Genomic DNA, 19,582 nt, shown 5'->3' with positions numbered 1-19,582 from the left:
AGCGACGTGACAGGCTGGCAGTTCTGGGTCGACCGTGGCGGCACCTTCACGGACATCGTCGCGCGACGCCCGGACGGCCGCCTGCTGACGCACAAGCTCCTGTCGGAGAACCCCGCCCGCTACTCCGACGCGGCCGTCGCGGGCGTACGCGAGCTGCTGGACGGCTCCCAGGAACCCATCGAGGCCGTCCGCATGGGCACCACGGTCGCCACCAACGCCCTCCTCGAGCGAAAAGGCGAGCGGACTGTGCTGATCATCACGCGCGGATTCCGCGACGCCCTGCGCATCGCCTACCAGAACCGACCCCACATCTTCGCCCGCCGCATCGAGCTGCCCGAGCTGCTGTACGAACGGGTCGTCGAGGTCGACGAGCGCATCGCCGCCGACGGCACCGTCCTGCGCACTCCCGACCTGGACGCCCTCACCGGCCCCCTCCGGGAGGCGTACGACCACGGGATCCGTGCCGTCGCCGTGGTCTGCATGCACAGCCACCTCCACCCGGCCCACGAACAGGCCATCGGCGAGCTCGCCGCCCGCGTCGGCTTCCCGCAGATCTCGCTGTCCAGCGAGGTCAGCCCCCTGATGAAACTCGTCCCGCGCGGGGACACCGCCGTCGTCGACGCCTACCTCTCGCCCGTACTGCGCCGCTACGTCCAGCACGTCGCCGACCAACTCGAAGGCGTACGGCTGATGTTCATGCAGTCCAACGGCGGCCTCGCCGAAGCCGGGCAGTTCCGCGGCAAGGACGCCATCCTCTCCGGCCCCGCCGGTGGCATCGTCGGCATGGCACGCATGTCGCAGCTCGCCGGCTTCGACCGAGTCATCGGCTTCGACATGGGCGGCACCTCCACCGACGTCTCGCACTTCGCGGGTGAGTACGAACGCGTCTTCACCACACAGATCGCCGGAGTCCGGCTGCGCGCCCCCATGCTCGACATCCACACCGTCGCCGCCGGCGGCGGCTCGATCCTCCACTTCGACGGGTCCCGCTACCGCGTAGGGCCGGACTCGGCGGGTGCGGATCCGGGGCCGGCCTGCTACCGGGGCGGCGGGCCGCTCGCCGTGACCGACGCCAATGTGATGCTCGGCCGTATCCAACCCGCCCACTTTCCCAAGGTGTTCGGCCCCGAGGGCGATCAGCCCCTCGATGACGTCCTCGTCCATGAGCGCTTCACCGCCCTCGCGCGCGAGATCCGCGAGCGGACCGGAGACGACCGCACGCCCGAGCAGGTCGCCGAGGGCTACCTTCAGATCGCGGTCGCCAACATCGCCAACGCCGTGAAGCGGATCTCCGTCCAGAAGGGCCACGACATCACCCGCTACGCCCTCACCACCTTCGGTGGTGCGGGGGGCCAGCACGCGTGCATGGTCGCCGACTCGCTCGGCATCCGTACCGTCCTCGTGCCGCCCATGGCCGGCGTCCTCTCCGCGCTCGGCATCGGCCTCGCCGACACCACGGCCATGCGCGAACAGTCCGTCGAGGCGCCCCTGGAGGCCGCCTCGATGCCCGGCGTCCGCAAGACCGCGGACGACCTCGAATCCGCCGCCCGCGCCGAACTCCTCGACGAGGACGTCCCCGAGGAGCGCATCAAGGTCGTCCGACGCGCCCAACTCCGCTACGACGGCACCGACACCACCCTCACCGTCGAACTCACCGAGCCCGACGCGATGCGGCGCGCCTTCGAAGAACGTCATCGCGCCACGTACTCCTTCGCCCTCGACCGCCCGATCGTCGTCGAAGCCCTCTCCGTCGAAGCCACCGGCATCACCGAACCCCCTGATCTCTCCGCTCTCGCCCCTTACGAAGCCACCCCTGAAGGCAGCCGGGCCGCCACCCGGACCGTCCGCCTCCACACCGGCGGCACCTGGCGCGACGTACCCCTCCACCGCCGCGAGTCCCTCCCTCCCGGCGAAACCGTCACCGGCCCGGCGATCATCACCGAGGCCGGAGCCACGACCGTCGTCGACGACGGCTGGCAGGCCACGACGAGCGACGACGGGCATCTGGTCATGGAACGCGCGGCGGTTACGGAGAGTTCCGATCTCGACACGAAAGCCGACCCGGTTCTGCTCGAGGTCTTCAACAACCTCTTCATGTCCATCGCCGAACAGATGGGCGCCCGGCTGGAATCCACGGCCCAGTCCGTCAACATCAAGGAACGCCTGGACTTCTCCTGCGCGCTCTTCGACCCGGACGGAAACCTGGTGGCCAACGCCCCCCACATCCCCGTCCACCTGGGCTCGATGGGCACAAGCGTCAAGGAGGTCATCCGCCGCCGCGGCCCCCGGATGCGCCCCGGCGACACCTACGCCGTCAACGACCCGTACCACGGCGGCACCCACCTGCCCGACGTCACCGTGATCACGCCGGTCTTCGACACGGGAAGCACGGCGAACACGGAGGGTGAGCCGGAGATCCTCTTCTACGTCGCCTCACGCGGCCACCACGCCGAGATCGGCGGCATCGCCCCCGGCTCCATGCCCGCGAACAGCCGCACCATCGAGGAGGAGGGAATCCTCTTCGACAACTGGCTGCTCGCCGAGAGCGGCCGCTTCCGCGAGGAGGAGACCCTCCGCCTGCTCACCGAGGCGCCCTACCCCTCGCGCAACCCGAAGACCAACCTCGCCGACCTGCGCGCCCAGATCGCGGCCAACCAGAAGGGCGTCGACGAAGTCGCCCGCATGATCGAGAACTTCGGCCTCGACGTCGTGCAGGCCTACATGAAGCACGTGCAGGACAACGCGGAGGAAGCGGTCCGCCGCGTCATCGACGCCCTGGACGACGGTGAGTACGCCTACGAGACCGACTCCGGCGCCGTCATCCGGGTACGCGTGCGCGTGGACCGCGCGAACCGCTGCGCCACCGTCGACTTCACGGGCACGTCCGCGCAGTTGGCCACCAACTTCAACGCCCCCTTCTCGGTCGTCAACGCGGCGGTCCTGTATGTCTTCCGCACCCTGGTCGCCGACGACATCCCGCTCAACGACGGCTGTCTGCGCCCCCTCGACATCGTCGTGCCGCCCGGATGCATGCTCGCCCCCGAACCCCCGGCCGCGGTCGTCGCGGGCAACGTGGAGACCTCCCAGGCGATCACCGGCGCCCTCTACGCCGCACTGGGCGTCCAGGCCGAGGGCTCCGGCACCATGAACAACGTCACCTTCGGCAACGAACGCCACCAGTACTACGAGACGGTGGCCTCCGGATCCGGTGCGGGCGACGGCTTCCCCGGCGCACCCGTCGTCCAGACCCATATGACCAACTCACGGCTCACCGACCCCGAAGTGCTGGAGTGGCGACTGCCCGTACAGCTCGACGAGTTCGCCGTCCGGCGCGGCAGCGGCGGCGCCGGCCGGCTGCGCGGCGGGGACGGTGCCGTGCGCCGTATCCGGTTCCACGAACCCATGACCGTCTCCACGCTGTCCCAGCACCGCAGGGTCCCGCCGTACGGCATGGCGGGCGGCGAGCCCGGCGCGCTGGGAGCCAACCGGGTCGAACGCGCCGACGGCACCGTCACCGCACTCGGCGGCAGCGACTCGGCGGACGTCGGACCCGGCGACGTACTCGTCATCGAAACCCCCGGCGGCGGAGGATACGGCCCACCGTCGCCCGACCCCCATCAAGCAGGAGAAGAGATCGATGATCTTCGGGCGTTCTGAGCGCGGGAAGCCTCCGGTCGAGCCCGTCACGCTCAAGATCCTGGTGGCCGGCGGCTTCGGCGTGGGCAAGACCACGCTCGTCGGCGCGGTCAGCGAGATCAGGCCGCTGCGCACCGAGGAACTGCTCACCGAGGCCGGACGCCCGGTCGACGACACGAGCGGTGTCGAGGGCAAGCACACCACCACCGTCGCCATGGACTTCGGCCGCATCACCCTGCGCGAGGACCTGGTGCTCTACCTCTTCGGCACGCCCGGCCAGGAACGGTTCTGGTTCATGTGGGACGAGCTCTCGGAAGGCGCGCTCGGCGCCGTCGTCCTCGCCGACACACGCCGCCTCGAGGACTGCTTCGCGGCCGTCGACTACTTCGAACGGCGCTCCATACCCTTCCTCGTCGGCGTCAACTGCTTCGAGGGGGCCGCCCGTTACCCGGCGGAGGACATCAGGCAGGCCCTCGACCTCGACGACGGCGTACCGCTGCTGCTGTGCGACGCCCGTGACCGGGAGTCGGTCAAGGAGATCCTCATCGGCGTCGTCCAGCACGCCATGGCCTACCAGGCGGACCACCGCCAGACCGTGACCACCTGAACCCCGGCGCACGAACACGGCCCGTACCCCCGCCGACCGGGGTACGGGCCGTGGCTCATGGGGGCACGGTCAGTTGTCGCCGTCCTCCTGCCAGCCGAAGCTCTTCTCCACCGCCTTGCGCCAGTTGTGGTACTCGCGGTCGCGCACCTCGGCGGACATGGAGGGCGTCCACTCGGCGTCCTTCGCCCAGTGCGCCTTGAGTTCGTCCAGGTCGTTCCACACCCCGGTGGCCAGCCCCGCCGCGTACGCGGCGCCCAGACAGGTCGTCTCGGAGACCTTGGGCCGGATCACCGGCACGTCGAGCACGTCCGCCTGGTGCTGCATGAGCAGGTTGTTCTTCGTCATGCCGCCGTCGACCTTCAGGGTCGTGATGTGCACCCCCGAGTCCTGGAACATGGCGTCCACGACCTCGCGCGTCTGCCAGCTCGTCGCCTCCAGCACGGCACGCGCGAGGTGGGCCTTGGTGACGTACCGCGTCAGACCGGTGATGACACCGCGCGCGTCGGAGCGCCAGTACGGCGCGAACAGACCGGAGAAGGCCGGCACGATGTACGCGCCGCCGTTGTCCTCGACACTCGCCGCCAGCGGCTCGATCTCGTCGGCGCTGCGGATGATGCCGAGCTGGTCGCGGAACCACTGGACCAGCGCGCCCGTTATGGCTATCGAGCCCTCCAGGCAGTACACCGCCGCCTCACTGCCGATCTTGTAACCCATCGTCGTCAGCAGCCCGCTCTTCGACGGCACCGGCCGGTTTCCCGTGTTGAGCAGCAGGAAGCTGCCCGTGCCGTAGGTGTTCTTCGCCGTGCCCACGTCGTAGCAGGCCTGCCCGAACACGGCCGCCTGCTGGTCGCCCAGCGCCGAGGCGACCGGCACCCCCGAGAGCTGGCCGACAGCGGTCCCGTACACCTCGGCCGAGGACCTGATCTCCGGCAGGACGGCCTCGGGGACGTTCATGGCGGACAGGATCGAGGAGTCCCACTGGAGGGTCTCCAGGTTCATCAGCATGGTGCGTCCGGCGTTCGTCACATCGGTGACGTGCTGCCCGCCGTCCGTGCCGCCGGTGAGGTTCCAGATCAGCCAGGAGTCGATGGTGCCGAAGGCGATCTCGCCGCGCTCGGCGCGCGCCCTCAGGCCGGGCACGTTGTCCAGCAGCCAGGCGGCCTTGGGACCGGAGAAGTAGCTGGCCAGCGGTAGCCCGGTCTGCTCGCGGAAACGGTCCTGTCCGTCCGGGCCGCCGAGTTGGTTGCACAGCGCCGCGGTACGCGTGTCCTGCCACACGATCGCGTTGTGCACCGGCTTGCCCGTCGCGCGGTCCCACAGGACCGTCGTCTCGCGCTGGTTGGTGATGCCGAGCGCGCTGAGCTGGTCGGCGCGCAGCCCGGCCTTCGCGATCGCCCCGGCCACCACCGCCTGCACCTTCGACCAGATCTCGGTGGCGTCGTGCTCCACCCAGCCGGGCTTGGGGAAGATCTGGCGGTGCTCGCGTTGGTCGACGGCCACGATGGCGCCGTCCTGGTTGAAGATGATGCAGCGGCTGGAGGTGGTGCCCTGGTCGATAGCGGCGACGAACTTGTCCGTCATGACGTCCCCTTCGTCGGTTCCTTCAGAAGGCTGCGTTGAAGATGAGCCCGGACAGCGCCCCGCCGATCAGCGGTCCCACCACCGGAACCCACGCGTAACCCCAGTCCGACGTGCCCTTGTTGGGGATCGGAAGAAGGCTGTGCGCGAGGCGCGGGCCCAGATCACGGGCCGGGTTGATGGCGTAGCCCGTGGGGCCACCGAGCGACAGACCGATGCCGACCACCAGGAACGAGACGATCAGAATCGCGGTGCCCGATTCGCCGAGCCCCTTGGTGAGGCCGAAGGCCAGGATCGGCAGCACAAGGGCGATCGTCGCGATGATCTCGGTGATGAGGTTCGCCACGGGATTTCGGATCGTGGGGGCGGTGGAGAAGATTCCGAGGGTCGGCTGCGCCTTGTCCTCCTCGGCGTTGGCCTGGAACTGGGCGAGATAGACCAGCCAGCACAGCACCGCCCCGAGGAACGCGCCGACCATCTGTCCGGCGATGTAGATCGGAACCTTGTCCCAGTCGCCGGTGTCGATGGCGATCCCAAGGGTCACGGCCGGGTTGATGTGCCCGCCGGACAAGGGCGCGGCGGTGTACGCCCCGGCCATGACGCCGAAACCCCAGCCGAACGTGATGACGATCCAGCCTCCGTCTTTCGCCTTGGAGTAGTTCAGCAGGACGGCGGCGACCACACCGGCTCCGAAGAGAATGAGAATCGCGGTCCCGATGACCTCACCGAGGAAAATGTCTCCGTTGCTCATGGCTGCTCCTAGGCCCTGGCCGGGACGTTCGGCCCCGGTTCTCCGTGCGGGGTGCGCTTTCCCATGGCGACTTCAGCCGAAGGCAGGGAGAGTCCCGCGCCCCGCCCGGCGTCCGTGACGAGCGTGCCGTCGCAGCCGAATCGCCCGTGGGGGAAGGGGCCTTCGTGCAGGCGGAGCCACACGGCGCAGTGCGTGGATACGCCGAGAATGTGGCGATGTCGGCCGACACCGGGAAGTGTTCACCGGTGTCCAGGGGGCGTCAAGGTCGCCGACGTCAACGGTTGAGGGGCGTGCCGACGGGTCACGGCCCACGCCGACCGCGCTCGTGGTACGCCCGTTCGGGCAGGGACGGACACCGAGGCCGTGCCGAGACCGGCAGGCGGGCCAGTTCCTGCTGGACCCGGCAGGGGTCGAAGGCCATGGCTGTGCTGGGGCCTGCGGCGCTTTTCGGCCACCGCAGGCCTCGTGGGGACAGCGTCTCACCCCCTGCCGGGCTCCGCCACCGCGCACTCGGCCGGAGCCGCGGCCACCCCTCGCAGAACCTCGTGCCCGGGCAGTCCCGCGCGACCCAGCACCCAGCTCGCCCCGCTCAGTGACTTCGCCGCCTTCTTCAGCGGCGCCAGACAAGAGGCGGCCTGCCGATGGTCCGTCACGCTTCCGGGCTCGCACAGGACCGTGGCCAGGGACAGCGTGACGGGACGCCCGCCCGCCGACCAGGGCGCGTCCAGCAGGGAGGCGGCCAGCCGGCTGAGCCCCTCCGGATCCGCGAGCACCAGGAAGTCGTCCCCGCCGATGTGCCCCACGCACGTACCGTCGGACGCGGCGTGCTGCAGTGCCCGTCCCACCGACCGGATCAGCTCGTCGCCCGCCGCGAACCCGGCCCCGTCGTTGACCCGCTTGAAATGGTCCACATCCAGCCAGCTCAGCGCGAACGTCCGACCGTCCGCGATCCGCCGGTCCACCTCACCGGTGATCGCGTCCGATCCGGGCAGTCTGGTCAGCGGATTGAGTCCGGCGGCCTCCTCGACCCGGGTCTCGGCGAGCGCCCGCACGAGGTCGGCGAGCCGTACGACACCCACACACCTGCAGTACCGGTCGACCACCGCGACATCGTCCGACGTACGGTCCCGGCCGCCGTCCGCGACCACGTCCAGCACCTCCCACGCGGTGGCGTCGACGCCCACCGTGCGCGGCGCGTCGCCGAGCTTGGCCGCAGGCCGGTCGGCGTACAGGGCATGGCCGTAGCGGCCCGACATCGACAACAGGAAGCGGGAGCGGTGCACCGACCGCACCGGGACGCCCTGTGCGTCCACCAGCAGCACGCCGGACACGTCCGGAGACCCGGTCAGCAGCGCCCGTACCTGCCCCGCCGACGCGGTGGCGGGCAGCAGGGCGGCCGGCCGGACGAACTCCCGCACCGAGGGCCCGGAACGGGGCGTCACCGGCAGTCCGGGCGAGCGCGGCGGAACGTATACCTCCGCCACCGGCAGGCGGGTCGGCGGAGCGAACAACTCGCCCTGGGCCAACTGCCCACCCGCCGACCGAGCCGCCGCGCACTGGAGCTCCGTCTCCACACCCTCGACGCACAGGAGCGCTCCCAGCTGCTCGCACAGCGTCCGCATCGCCCCGATCGCCGCCGGCCGTGCCAGCAGGGATGCGTCGAGCTTCACCAGCTCAGGTGCCATGTCCGTGAGCAACCGCAGCGGAACGTCCCCGTCTCCCACTCCGTCCGCGCTGATCGGGAACCCCTGCTCCCGCAGCGCGCCGACCGCCTCCAGAAGCGCCGGCTGCGGAACGTGCGTATACGGCGGACCGATGTCGACCGTCACCTCCCACGGCATCCGCCCCGCCGCTCGCACGGCGTCGTGCAGCGGCGTGAGACCGCCGAGGTCCGCGAGAGTGCCGGCGAACACATTGACGTGCAAGGGAAGCAGCGTCTCCTTGCGAGCTGCCGCACGGAACGCCAACACGGCAAGCCGGCCGTCGAGTTCGGGATCGCGGCGCGCCTCGGCCAGGACGTCGCCGGTCTCCGGGCGGGCGAGTATCTCCAGCGCCGCGACCCCTCCAGTCGTCAGATTGACCACCGGCTGGAAGGCGAAGCGGAGAGTATCCGTCCAGGACTGCACGGGAGCATGATTGCGCCGCTGAGACGTGCCCGAGCCCAGTTCATGAGACGTTCACGCAGGATTCCGGTCCGCTCACACAGCGTAGACGCGGCGCGAGTCATCGCACCGCGACGACCGCCGACCCGTGCCCGAACAGCCCTTGGTTCGCAGCGATGCCCACCCGCGCCCCGCCGACCTGCCGGTCGCCCGCATCGCCCCTCAACTGCCAAGTGAGTTCGCACACCTGGGCGATCGCCTGGGCCGGGACCGCCTCGCCGAAGGAGGCCAGACCGCCGCTCGCGTTCACGGGTATTCGTCCTCCGGGCGCCGTCGCACCCTCGCGCAGGAGCTTCACGGCCTCGCCCTCGCCGCACAGTCCGAGATCCTCGTACCACTGCAACTCCAGCGCGGTGGACAGGTCGTAGACCTCCGCGAACGAGAGGTCCTCGGGTCCGATGCCGGCCTCCTCGTAGGCCGCGCGCGCGATCGACTCCCGGAACGTCTCCGCCGCCGGCTGCACCGCCACGGCCGAGTCCGTAGCGATGTCCGGCAGGTCCAGCACGGTGTTGGGGTAGCGCGGAGTCACGGTCGACACCGCCCGGATGCGCACCGGATCCGTGATCCCATGCCGACGCGCGAACTCCATGCATGCCAGCACGAGCGCCGCCCCGCCGTCCGACGTCGCGCAGATGTCGAGCAGCCGCAGGGGATCGGCGACCACGGCGGAGGCGGCGACCTCCTCGGCGGTGACCGGCTTGCGGTAGCGTGCGTACGGATTCAGCGCGCCCAACGCGGAGTTCTTCACCTTGACCTGCGCGAAGTTTTCGGGCGTGTCCCCGTGCACGGCCATCCGCCGGCGTGCGTACAGCCCGAAGTACGTCGGGTTCGTCGCACCGAGGACGCGGAAGCGCAGCCAGTCCGGATCGTCCGGCCGGTCGCCGCCCGCCGGCCGGAAGAAGCCCTTGGGAGCCGCATCGGCGCCCACCACGAGCACCACGTCCGCCAGCCCCGAAAGTATCTGTGCCCGCGCGGTGTTGACGGCCTGCGCCCCGGACGCGCACGCCGCGTACACGCTCGCGACCCGGGCGCCCTGCCAGCCGAGTGCCTTCGCGAACGTCGCCCCGGCCACATACCCCGGGTAGCCGCCCCGCACCGTGTCCGCACCGACGATCGACCCGATGTCCCGCCATTCCAGCCCCGCGTCGGCGAGTGCCGCCCGGGCCGCCGCCGCGCCGTACTCGACGAAACTGCGCCCCCACTTGCCCCACGGATGCATGCCCGCGCCGAGCACCGCCACGTCCTGCGTCATGCTGTCACCCCCGTCGGCCGCCACTGCCACGTCGTCCAGGTCGTCTCCGCGTCCTCATGAAGCACGCCGGGAACGACCTCCACCTCCATGCCCACCGCCAGATCGGCGACGGTGACCCCGGGAGCCGCCTGCCCCAGCACCACGAGTCGCTCGGACGGCAGCTCCACAGCGATCAACGTGTACGGCTCCCACGGAAGTTCCGGGTTGGTCACATAGGGTGACGGAGGTCGGTACCGGCTGTCCGTGAATGACCAGACGCGTCCGCGTCGCGAGAGAGGGACTTCCTCCAGGTCACCGCCCGTGCAGCGCGGATTGCGGCAGTGGGCGTCCTCGCGCGGAAAGAAGACCGATGTGCACGCGGAGCAACGGGTGCCGAGAAGCCGGAAGTCCTCCTCGTCACCGGCGAACCACCCGGCGACCACAGGTGTGCGCGTCCGTGGCATAGCCCCTCCCGGCCACTGATCTGACGGAACGTCAGAAGTGTGCCACGGGCGCCCCGAAAACGGCAGGGCGTCCCGTCGGGCCTGACCGCCATGGCTTCCACGTGTTTTCGAAATCCCTCACGAGGTACTGATGACCGGCCCCCGGAAGATGCCCTTCCGCTGATCGGATACAGTCCGCCGCGTGTCCGAAACTCAGCACTCCGTTCCCAACTCCGCAGCGGACTCCTACTGTTCGAGCTGCGGCGCGCCCTACGGAGAGGGCGTATCCGGCTGGCCGCGCACCTGCCCGGTCTGCGGCGCCGTCGCCTACCGCAATCCGCTGCCGGTGGCGATCGCACTCCAGCCCGTGTACGACACCAAGGGCACCGCCCTGGTCGTCATCACCCGAACCGTCGCCCCCGCGCGCGGAGGCATCGCCCTGCCCGGCGGCTACATCGACCACCGTGAGGACTGGCGCCAGGCCGTCGTCCGCGAACTCAAGGAAGAGACCGGCATCGACGCGGCCGGCCGCGACGTACGCCTCGTCGATGCGATGAGCTCACCCGACGGGCATCTGCTGCTGTTCGGCCTCCTCCCGGAACGGCCCGCCGACCGCCTGCCGACGTCCGCCGCCACGGACGAGACCGAAGGCTGGCATCTCCTGCGCAGGCCGGAGGAACTGGCCTTCCCGCTCCACACGGTGGCCGTACGGGCGTTCTTCGAGGGCCGCTACATCTGAACTCAGCGCGCGTCGAGCCCGCGTACACGCACCGGACGGGGCGACGGGATCACGCCGTCCTCCTGCTCCAGCTCGACGACCACCTTGCGGCCCTTCCACCGAGTGACGTAGCGCTCGATCTCCGGCTCGTCCCAGACGTCACCCGTGTCCGGCACGACCAGCCCACCCCCGGTGCGTCCCTGAGCGGGCGCCCACACCTCCAGTTCCAGCCCGCCGTCGTCCCCACGCACGGGGACGACGGCACCAGCGCGCGCGAGCACGGGAATCCGCGACATGGGCGCGTCGACAAGAACCGGCCCCGGCCCTTCGTACGCCCGCCCCGTCGCCGTGTCGTACCAGCGCCCACGCGGCAACTGCACCGCACGCCGCTGCAGGCCCGGATCCAGCACCGGCGCCACCAGCAGACAGTCACCCAGCAGAAACGCATCCTCGCAGTCACGCAGCGCTCGGTCCTCCGGCGTCCACCACCACAGCGGACGCACATAAGGCGCCCCCGTGCGCCGGGCCAGATGCGCCAGCGTCACGAAGTACGGCAGCAGCCTCCTACGCTCGACGAGCGCCACGCGCGCGTGCTCCAGCACATCGGGACCGAACTCCCACGGCTCCCGGCGCCCGGCCCGCAGACTCGCGTGCGTACGGAACAGCGGCAGATACGCGGCCAACTGGAACCACCGCAGATACAGCTCCGGCGACGGACTTCCGTCGAAGCCGCCCACGTCTGGCCCCGAGTACGGCACCCCGCACAGCCCGAGCCCTATGACCAGCGCCAGCGACGCCCGCAGCCCGGGCCACCCCGTGGCCACGTCCCCGGACCAGGTCCCGCCGTAGCGCTGCATGCCGGCCCATCCGGAGCGTGAGAAGACGAAGGGCCGTTCCTCGGGCGCCAGTTCGCGCAGCCCTTCGTAGCCCGCCCGGGCCATGCACAGGGCGTATACGTTGTGCGCTTCCCGGTGGTCGCCGCCCCGCCCCTCCAGGGAGTGCCCGGCCGAGCGCGGCAGCGTCGACTCCCCGAACGCGGTGAACGAGGTCGGCTCGTTCATGTCATGCCAGAACCCCGAGAAACCCTGCGCCAGCCGTTCCTCGTACAGCCCACCCCACCACTGCCGCACGCGCGCGTGCGTGAAGTCGGGGAACACGGCCTCCCCGGGCCAGACCACGCCCCGCACGAGCTCCCCCGAAGCGTCCCGCACGAACGTGTCCCCGGCCCTCCCACTGTCGTAGACGGCATTGCCCGGGGCGGCCTTGACCGCCGGGTCGACGATCGACACCAGGCGGATCCCGTCCCGCCGCAAGTCCTCGGCGAGCTGCGGCAGTTTCGGGAAGCCGTCGTGGTCGACGGTGAACACCTGGTGCTCGTCGTAGTGGTCGATGTCCAGATGGACCGCGTCCAATGGCAGGTCCCGATCCTGGTAGCCCGAAACGATCCGCCGCACTTCCTGCTCGCTGCCGAATCCCCATCGCGCGTGATGGTGGCCCAGTGCCCACGCCGGCGGCAGCGCGGCCGCACCGGTCAAGGAGGCCCAGGCGAGCAGCACGCGCGCGGGAGTGCCGACCATCACCCAGCAGCGCAGTGGACCACCGTCCATCCGCAGCTCGCTGGTCCCCACCCGATCATGGCCCGAACCGGCTCCTTCCTCGCCCTCCCGCAGGGTCACCGTGCCGTCCCACGAGGTGTCGTGGAACACCAGATGCGTGGCCGCGTCGGCCACCACCACCTGAACCGGCATGGTGATGTACAGAGGGTCGTCACCGGGACCGAACGGACGGCCGGGGTCGGTGTTCCACAGCCGGTACGTCCCGTCCCTGAGCCGGGGGCCCGACGCCCGCCCTCCGAGCCCGAAGAACCGTGCGTCCGCGGCCACCTCCGACCGCTGCATCCACCGGGCCGGCCCACCCGCGACGGGCTCCCACCAGCGCGGCGGAAGATCGCGGCGCAGGGGCACACCACCGGGCGTCCGCACCTCCACGGCACCGTGCCGCGAGATGACGACCGTCACCCGCTCGGCCACGACCCGCCAGCCACCGTCCTTGTCGGGCTCCAGCACCGCCCGGGGATCCGGCTCCGGACAGCGGCCCGCGAGTGCGTACGACGGCTCGGGACCGGCCCCGTCCCAGCCCCAGAAGACGGCGCCGTTCACCGTGACGGAGACACGCAGCTCGGACCGGCTGAACCGGATGACACCACCACCAGGCCCCGGCCGCACCTCCTGCACGGGTCCGGGCACACGGGCACGCTCGGCACCCCGGGGCGGCAGCCCGGCGGCGTCCGCACGCCTCCTGCGCCACGCCGCTCGTACGGTACGCAACCCCTGTGCCGCCCCCACAGAACCGACCGCCTTCATCGAACGCACCAGGTCACGACCGTCCATGCTGCTCAGCCTGCCATTGACCACCCCACACGCGTGTGCCGTTCAACTGCCGTTCACCCGTGCTGGGACCACATCTTCACGACACGGACTATGTGCGGCGGCCCCTGGTGCAGAAGTCGATCACATGGCATCGTCCGTGTCATCCGCGTCACGCGCACACCCCGCCGTGCGCGGGAGACGCACACGACGCGCACAGTCCGGGAGCCGCCCCATGTCGATCGTGAACCCTCAGCCGCTCTGGCAGCCAGATCCGCAGCGCATCGCCCGCGCACAGGTAACCAAGTTCCAGGCCTGGGCCGCCGAAAACCACGGTGCCCCCGCGGACGGCGGCTACGCGGCTCTGCACCGCTGGTCGGTCGACGAACTCGACACCTTCTGGAAAGCCCTCACGGAGTGGTTCGACGTACGCTTCTCCACGCCCTACGCGCGCGTGCTGGGCGACCGCTCGATGCCCGGTGCCTCATGGTTCCCCGGCGCGACCCTCAACTACGCCGAGCACGCCCTGCGCGCCTCCGCGACCCGTGCCGACGAACCTGCGCTCCTCCACGTCGACGAAACCCACGAGCCCCGCCCCGTCACCTGGTCCGAGCTGAGCCGCCAGGTCGGCTCCCTCGCCGCCGAGCTGCGCGCGCTCGGCGTACGCCCCGGCGATCGCGTCAGCGGCTACCTCCCCAACATCCCGCAGGCCGTCGTCGCCCTTCTCGCCACGGCCGCCGTGGGCGGCGTCTGGACCTCCTGCGCCCCCGACTTCGGCGCACGCAGCGTTCTCGACCGCTTCCAGCAGGTCGAACCGGTCGTGCTGTTCACCGTCGACGGCTACCGCTACGGCGGCAAGGAGCACGACCGCCGCGACATCGTCACCGAACTCCGCCGCGAACTGCCGACCCTGCGCGCCGTCGTGCACATCCCGGTCCTCGGCACCGAACCCCCCGAGGGCGCCCTGGAATGGTCGGCCCTTACGGCCGCCGACATCGAACCCGTCTTCGAACAGGTGCCCTTCGACCACCCCCTCTGGGTGCTCTACTCCTCCGGCACGACCGGCCTGCCCAAGGCCATCGTCCAGTCCCAGGGGGGCATCCTCGTCGAGCACCTCAAACAACTCGGCCTGCACTGCGACCTGGGCCCCGAGGACCGCTTCTTCTGGTACACCTCGACCGGCTGGATGATGTGGAACTTCCTCGTCTCCGGCCTCCTCACCGGCACCACGATCGTCCTCTACGACGGCAGCCCCGGCTATCCCGACACCGGCGCCCAGTGGCGCGTCGCCGAACGCACACAGGCCACCCTCTACGGCACCTCGGCGGCGTACGTCATGGCCTGCCGCAAGGCCGACGTGCATCCCGCGCGCGACTTCGACCTCACCAAGGTGCAGTGCGTCGCCACCACCGGATCACCCCTGCCGCCCGACGGATTCCGCTGGCTGCACGACGAGGTCCGCGACGACCTGTGGATCGCCTCCGTCAGCGGCGGCACCGACGTGTGCTCCTGCTTCGCCGGAGCCGTGCCCACCCTGCCGGTCTTCGTCGGTGAACTCCAGGCCCCCGGCCTCGGCACCGACCTCCAGTCCTGGGACCCCAGCGGCAAGCCCGTCATCGACGAGGTGGGCGAGCTCGTGGTCACCAACCCCATGCCGTCCATGCCGATCTACTTCTGGAACGACCCCGACGGCAGCCGGTACCACGACAGCTACTTCGACACCTACCCCGGCGTATGGCGCCACGGCGACTGGATCACCGTCACCTCACGCGGCTCCGTCGTCATCCACGGCCGCTCCGACTCGACACTCAACCGCCAGGGCGTCCGCATGGGATCGGCCGACATCTACGAGGCAGTCGAGCGCCTCCCCGAGATCAAGGAATCCCTCGTCATCGGCATCGAACAGCCCGACGGCGGCTACTGGATGCCTCTGTTCGTGCACCTGGCCCCAGGAGCCGTCCTGGACGACGCCCTGCTCAGCCGCATCAAACAGACCATCCGCGAACAACTCTCCCCACGCCACGTCCCCGACGAGATCATCGAGGTCCCCGGCGTCCCACACACCCTCACCGGCAAGCGCATCGAGGTCCCGGTCAAGCGCCTGCTCCAGGGCACCCCACTGGAGAAGGCGGTCAACCCCGGCTCCATCGACAACCTCGACCTCCTCCACTTCTACGAGGAACTCGCCTGCAAGCGCGACTGAACCAACCCGGCCTCGGACTCACCGAACCACGGCGAAGTCCGAGGCCGGCCGCTGCGGGGGACCAGCTCCGCCCCCATTGTCAGTGCCGCCGATTACTGTGAGTGAGCATTGATCGACAGCGCACAAGGGGGAAACATGGCGCACACCGACCACCACACGATGCGACGCGTACTGCGCCGCGAAATCGCCGGCACGATCGGCCTGCTCACCGATGAGCACGACTTCCGTGCCATGCGGCGCTACCGCAGCTTCACCTTCGACGACCACAAGATCTACCTGGAACAGGTGGAGGCCCTCCTGAGGACCAGGGCCTCCCAGGGCAGCCATACGACCATCGCCCTCTTCGACCCGCAGGAGTACGCGGAGTTCTGCACCGAAACAGGCCTCGACCCCGACGCCCCGGCAAGCCGCACGCGCTTCACGGCCGAACTCGCGACCACCGGACCCACCATCCCCTACGAGGGCCAGCCACTGGCAGACGTCGTCCCCGCCCTCGTCGACGAGGCCGTCCGACAGGCCACCTGGGAGTACGCCTCCACCCTCCTCGCCCGCCTCGGCGCCTGCGCCACCTGCGGCGAGGACATCGGCCGCGCGGCCTTCACCCGCGCCTCGAGCCTCCTGATGCGCATCCTCGACACGGCCCAGCCAGGCAGCCGACACCTCGTCTGCAGCATCACCGGGACCCCGGAAACCCTCCTCTCCGTCCTGCACGCCGACGACGACGCCGACGGCGCCACACACCTGGACGAGGCCGAAGCCCTGGAATTCACCACGGTCCTCGCCCTCGGCCTCGCCACCCAGAGCCCCGGCGGACTCGTGATGCGGACCAGTGCACCCGGCACATCGGACCAGATCTACGGATGGCGCCTTCGCGGAGACGATCTGGAGCCCCTCACCGCGGGCGAGGTCTTCGACGCCTACTGCACCGACATCGACACCGGAGACCTCATCTCCCCGGAATCAGACGTCGACTACTGCGTGCCACCGGACCTCGGCGGTGACGAATCACCAAACGAACACCAGCACTGAACGCAAGTGGGGCGCTCCACCCACAGGTGGAGCGCCCCACACGGCAGGCATACGGCCGTCGAGCCCCGACTACTCGCCGGAGAGCACCGCCTGGGCGGCGTTGCGTGCTTCCTCGGCGGTGTCCGCGGCCCGTGCGGCAGAGGCGGCGCGCTCGCACTGCGCCAGCGTGTACTTCGCCAGCGTCGCCCGGACATAGGGAATCGAGGCCGAGCCCATGGAGAGGGAGGTGACACCCAGACCGGCCAGCACACAGGCCAGCAGCGGGTCGGACGCGGCCTCACCGCAGACACCACAGCTCTTGCCCTCGGCCTTCGCCGCCTCCGCGGACAGCGCGACCAGGTCGAGCAGCGCGGGCTGCCACGGGTCCTGCAGGCGGGACACAGCGCCCACCTGACGGTCCGCGGCGAAGGTGTACTGGGCGAGGTCGTTGGTCCCCAAGGACAGGAACTCGACCTCCTGAAGGATCGAGCGCGCCCGCAGCGCGGCGGACGGGATCTCGACCATCGCACCGAACTTCGCCTGCAGCCCGGCTTCACGGCACGCGTCCGCGAAGGCCTTGGCATCGGTGCGGTCCGCCACCATCGGGGCCATCACCTCGAGGTAGACGGGCAGCCCCTCCGCAGCCTTGGCGAGGGCGGTCAGCTGGGTCCGCAGCACCTGAGGATGGTCCAGCAGCGTCCGCAGCCCACGCACGCCCAGCGCCGGGTTCGGCTCATCGGCAGGGGTCAGGAAGTCCAGCGGCTTGTCCGCACCCGCGTCCAGGACACGCACGACGACACGCCCCTCGGGGAAGGCCTCGAGAACCTGCCGATAGGCCTCGACCTGCTTCTCCTCCGAAGGCGCTTTCGTGCTGTCGTCGAGGAAGAGGAACTCGGTACGGAACAGACCGACACCCTCGGCACCCGCCTCGACGGCGGCGGGGACGTCCGACGGTCCGCCGACGTTGGCGAGCAGCGGCACCTTGTGGCCGTCGGCGGTGGCACCCGGCCCCGTCGACGCCGCCAGCGCGGCCTTCCGCTCGGCGGCGGCAGCCTCGAGCTGGGCCTTCTTCTCCTCGCTGGGGTTCACGAAGATGTCGCCGGTGCTGCCGTCGACCGCGATGAGCGTGCCCTCGGCAAGCTCACCGGCACCCGGCAACGCGACCACGGCCGGCACACCGAGCGCCCGCGCCAGAATCGCGCTGTGACTCGTCGGCCCGCCCTCCTCGGTGACGAAGCCGAGCACGAGAGCCGGGTCCAGCAGCGCCGTATCGGCCGGGGCCAGATCGCGGGCCACCAGGACGTAGGGCTCGTCACTGTCCGGGACGCCCGGCATCGGAACCCCGAGCAACCGCGCGACGATACGATTCCGCACGTCGTCGAGGTCGGCGACCCGACCGGCAAGATACTCACCGGCACCGGCCAGCAACTCGCGGTACGCGGCGAAGGCGTCGTACACGGCCCGCTCGGCCGTGCTTCCCACGGCGATACGCCGGTCCACGTCCGCCATCAGCTCGGGGTCCTGGGCCATCATGGCCTGCGCCTCGAGCACCGCCTGGGCTTCGCCTCCCGCCAGATTGCCGCGCGCCATCAGATCGGCTGCCACGGCCTCCACGGCCTTGCGGGCGCGCCCCTGTTCACGCTCCGCGTCCTCGGCCGGAATCTGCTTGGCAGGCGGCTCGAGCACCGCCGTTCCCATGTGCCGAACCTCGCCGATCGCCACCCCGTGGCTCACACCGACGCCTCGCAGCGTTGTCTCCATCTCACCCGTCTCCGATAGTGCGGCGGGTCCCGCCGCCGCGGTGGTTGTCGTCCCTACGCGCCGTAACACGACGGCACCGAAGTCACTTCCAGGCGAAGAGGCTGTCGCCGGCCTTCACATCGCCGTTGTCACGCAGATCGGAGAGGGCTTCGGCCGTCGCCTCGAGGGCGACGATCGGGCATACCGGGGACTTGCCGGCCGCCTCGACGGCTGCCGGGTCCCACCGCACGATGCCCTGGCCGCGAGTCACGGTGTCGCCCTTGTTCACGAGCAGCTCGAAGCCCTCGCCGTTGAGCTGCACGGTGTCGATACCGAGGTGAGTCAACACCCCATGACCCTGCTCGTCCACAACGACGAAGGCATGCGGATGGAGAGACACGATCACCCCGTCCACGGGCGACACGGCCTCGGAGGGCTCACGCACGGGATCGATCGCGGTGCCCGGGCCGACCATGGCCCCGGAGAAGACAGGATCCGGCACGGATGCCAGTCCGACGGCGCGTCCTGCCAGCGGGGACGTCACGGTGGTCATGGGAAGCCTCCCAGGGGTGGAGATCGTTATGGGCCGTCGCTGCCTGCTCCGACGGCACACTGTTCAGCAGGGTATGTCACGTGAAGTGCCGGTTCCGCGCGGGCACTCCGAAGTGGTCTAGACCATACCGTAAACCGATTTGCACCCGGTCTGAGGCCGCGTGTACAGTCGTACTCCTGCTTGGGGATGAGTGACGCAGCTAGGCGTCCTCGCCCAGCAGCACCCAACTTGTCAGATCCTATCTCGGGGTCGCCTTCTGCATGCTTGCAGGACGGTGGTCAGAGGGCCGGAAAAACACTGATAGAGTTTGGAACACCGAAGGGAAGCACGGAGGAAAGCCCGAGAGGGTGAGTACAAAGGAAGCGTCCGTTCCTTGAGAACTCAACAGCGTGCCAAAAGTCAACGCCAGATATGTTGATACCCCGACACCGGGAAGCTTTTCCTGGTGGCGAGGTTCCTTTGAAGAAAACACAGCGAGGACGCTGTGAACAGTCGGATCATTCCTCCGGCTGTTCCGCTCCCGTGAAAAGCATTCACGGAGAGTTTGATCCTGGCTCAGGACGAACGCTGGCGGCGTGCTTAACAC

At 69.9% G+C, this 19,582-nt stretch carries 13 protein-coding genes; 5 read left to right on the top strand and 8 right to left on the bottom strand.

Going from position 1 to position 19,582, the window contains the following annotated elements; all coding sequences use genetic code 11:
- The first annotated feature begins 6 nt into the window (after window positions 1–6).
- Together ACP4J3_RS29590 and ACP4J3_RS29585 are read left to right on the top strand one after the other, a co-directional pair.
- The gene (locus tag ACP4J3_RS29590) at window positions 7–3,657 is read left to right on the top strand and encodes a hydantoinase B/oxoprolinase family protein (protein ID WP_426539108.1); all 3,651 of its coding nucleotides are present in this window, start codon (window positions 7–9) and stop codon (window positions 3,655–3,657) included.
- Window positions 3,638–4,243 (top strand): GTP-binding protein, encoded by a 606-nt coding sequence (locus tag ACP4J3_RS29585; protein ID WP_194048315.1) that lies wholly within the window; start codon window positions 3,638–3,640, stop codon window positions 4,241–4,243. Before ACP4J3_RS29590 ends, ACP4J3_RS29585 begins: the two co-directional genes overlap by 20 nt.
- A gap of 69 nt (window positions 4,244–4,312) precedes the next feature.
- Here the strand turns inward: ACP4J3_RS29585 and glpK are convergent, their stop codons facing one another.
- From glpK to ACP4J3_RS29560, 5 genes are all read right to left on the bottom strand, one after another.
- On the bottom strand, window positions 4,313–5,824 hold the full coding sequence (gene glpK, locus ACP4J3_RS29580; protein ID WP_426539107.1) for a glycerol kinase GlpK: 1,512 nt from the start codon (window positions 5,822–5,824) through the stop codon (window positions 4,313–4,315).
- 22 nt (window positions 5,825–5,846) lie between these two features.
- A complete protein-coding gene (locus ACP4J3_RS29575) occupies window positions 5,847–6,572 on the bottom strand; it encodes an MIP/aquaporin family protein (RefSeq protein ID WP_426539106.1) in 726 nt (241 codons plus the stop codon).
- Window positions 6,573–7,051: 479 nt separating this feature from the next.
- Complete coding sequence (locus ACP4J3_RS29570) at window positions 7,052–8,698, bottom strand: EAL domain-containing protein (RefSeq protein ID WP_426539105.1); 1,647 nt, start codon at window positions 8,696–8,698, stop codon at window positions 7,052–7,054.
- Window positions 8,699–8,795: 97 nt separating this feature from the next.
- Window positions 8,796–9,986, bottom strand: a complete 1,191-nt coding sequence (locus ACP4J3_RS29565) for a lipid-transfer protein (protein WP_426539104.1) — start codon at window positions 9,984–9,986, stop codon at window positions 8,796–8,798.
- Complete coding sequence (locus ACP4J3_RS29560) at window positions 9,983–10,408, bottom strand: Zn-ribbon domain-containing OB-fold protein (RefSeq protein ID WP_426539213.1); 426 nt, start codon at window positions 10,406–10,408, stop codon at window positions 9,983–9,985. Before ACP4J3_RS29560 ends, ACP4J3_RS29565 begins: the two co-directional genes overlap by 4 nt.
- Before the next feature lie 202 nt (window positions 10,409–10,610).
- Between ACP4J3_RS29560 and ACP4J3_RS29555 the strand changes: the two genes are divergently transcribed.
- Window positions 10,611–11,147 carry an NUDIX domain-containing protein gene (locus tag ACP4J3_RS29555; RefSeq protein ID WP_426539103.1) on the top strand — a complete coding sequence of 179 codons (537 nt, stop codon included), beginning with the start codon at window positions 10,611–10,613 and terminating at the stop codon, window positions 11,145–11,147.
- Between the two features lie 2 nt (window positions 11,148–11,149).
- Here ACP4J3_RS29555 and ACP4J3_RS29550 read toward each other — a convergent pair whose 3' ends face one another.
- Window positions 11,150–13,516, bottom strand: a complete 2,367-nt coding sequence (locus ACP4J3_RS29550) for a glycoside hydrolase family 31 protein (protein ID WP_426539102.1) — start codon at window positions 13,514–13,516, stop codon at window positions 11,150–11,152.
- Between the two features lie 211 nt (window positions 13,517–13,727).
- On the opposite strand from ACP4J3_RS29550, the gene ACP4J3_RS29545 reads away from it, so the two are divergent.
- Both ACP4J3_RS29545 and ACP4J3_RS29540 read left to right on the top strand, forming a co-directional pair.
- Window positions 13,728–15,695: an acetoacetate--CoA ligase gene (locus ACP4J3_RS29545; protein WP_426539101.1), complete on the top strand. Its 1,968-nt coding sequence runs from the start codon at window positions 13,728–13,730 to the stop codon at window positions 15,693–15,695.
- Between the two features lie 135 nt (window positions 15,696–15,830).
- The gene (locus ACP4J3_RS29540) at window positions 15,831–16,724 is read left to right on the top strand and encodes a hypothetical protein (protein WP_426539100.1); all 894 of its coding nucleotides are present in this window, start codon (window positions 15,831–15,833) and stop codon (window positions 16,722–16,724) included.
- A gap of 69 nt (window positions 16,725–16,793) precedes the next feature.
- Here ACP4J3_RS29540 and ptsP read toward each other — a convergent pair whose 3' ends face one another.
- Window positions 16,794–18,464, bottom strand: coding sequence for a phosphoenolpyruvate--protein phosphotransferase (gene ptsP / locus ACP4J3_RS29535; RefSeq protein WP_426539099.1), 1,671 nt, complete (start codon window positions 18,462–18,464; stop codon window positions 16,794–16,796).
- An 82-nt stretch (window positions 18,465–18,546) separates the two neighbouring features.
- Entirely contained in the window at window positions 18,547–18,996 is a 450-nt protein-coding gene (locus tag ACP4J3_RS29530; RefSeq protein ID WP_194048325.1) for a PTS sugar transporter subunit IIA, read from the bottom strand.
- Window positions 18,997–19,582: the final 586 nt, after the last annotated feature.

The organism is Streptomyces sp. UG1 (assembly GCF_049974585.1).
In the GTDB taxonomy this organism is placed as follows: domain Bacteria; phylum Actinomycetota; class Actinomycetes; order Streptomycetales; family Streptomycetaceae; genus Streptomyces.
Note: the sequence above shows the minus strand (reverse complement) of the source record. Positions and strands in the feature narration are given on the sequence as shown.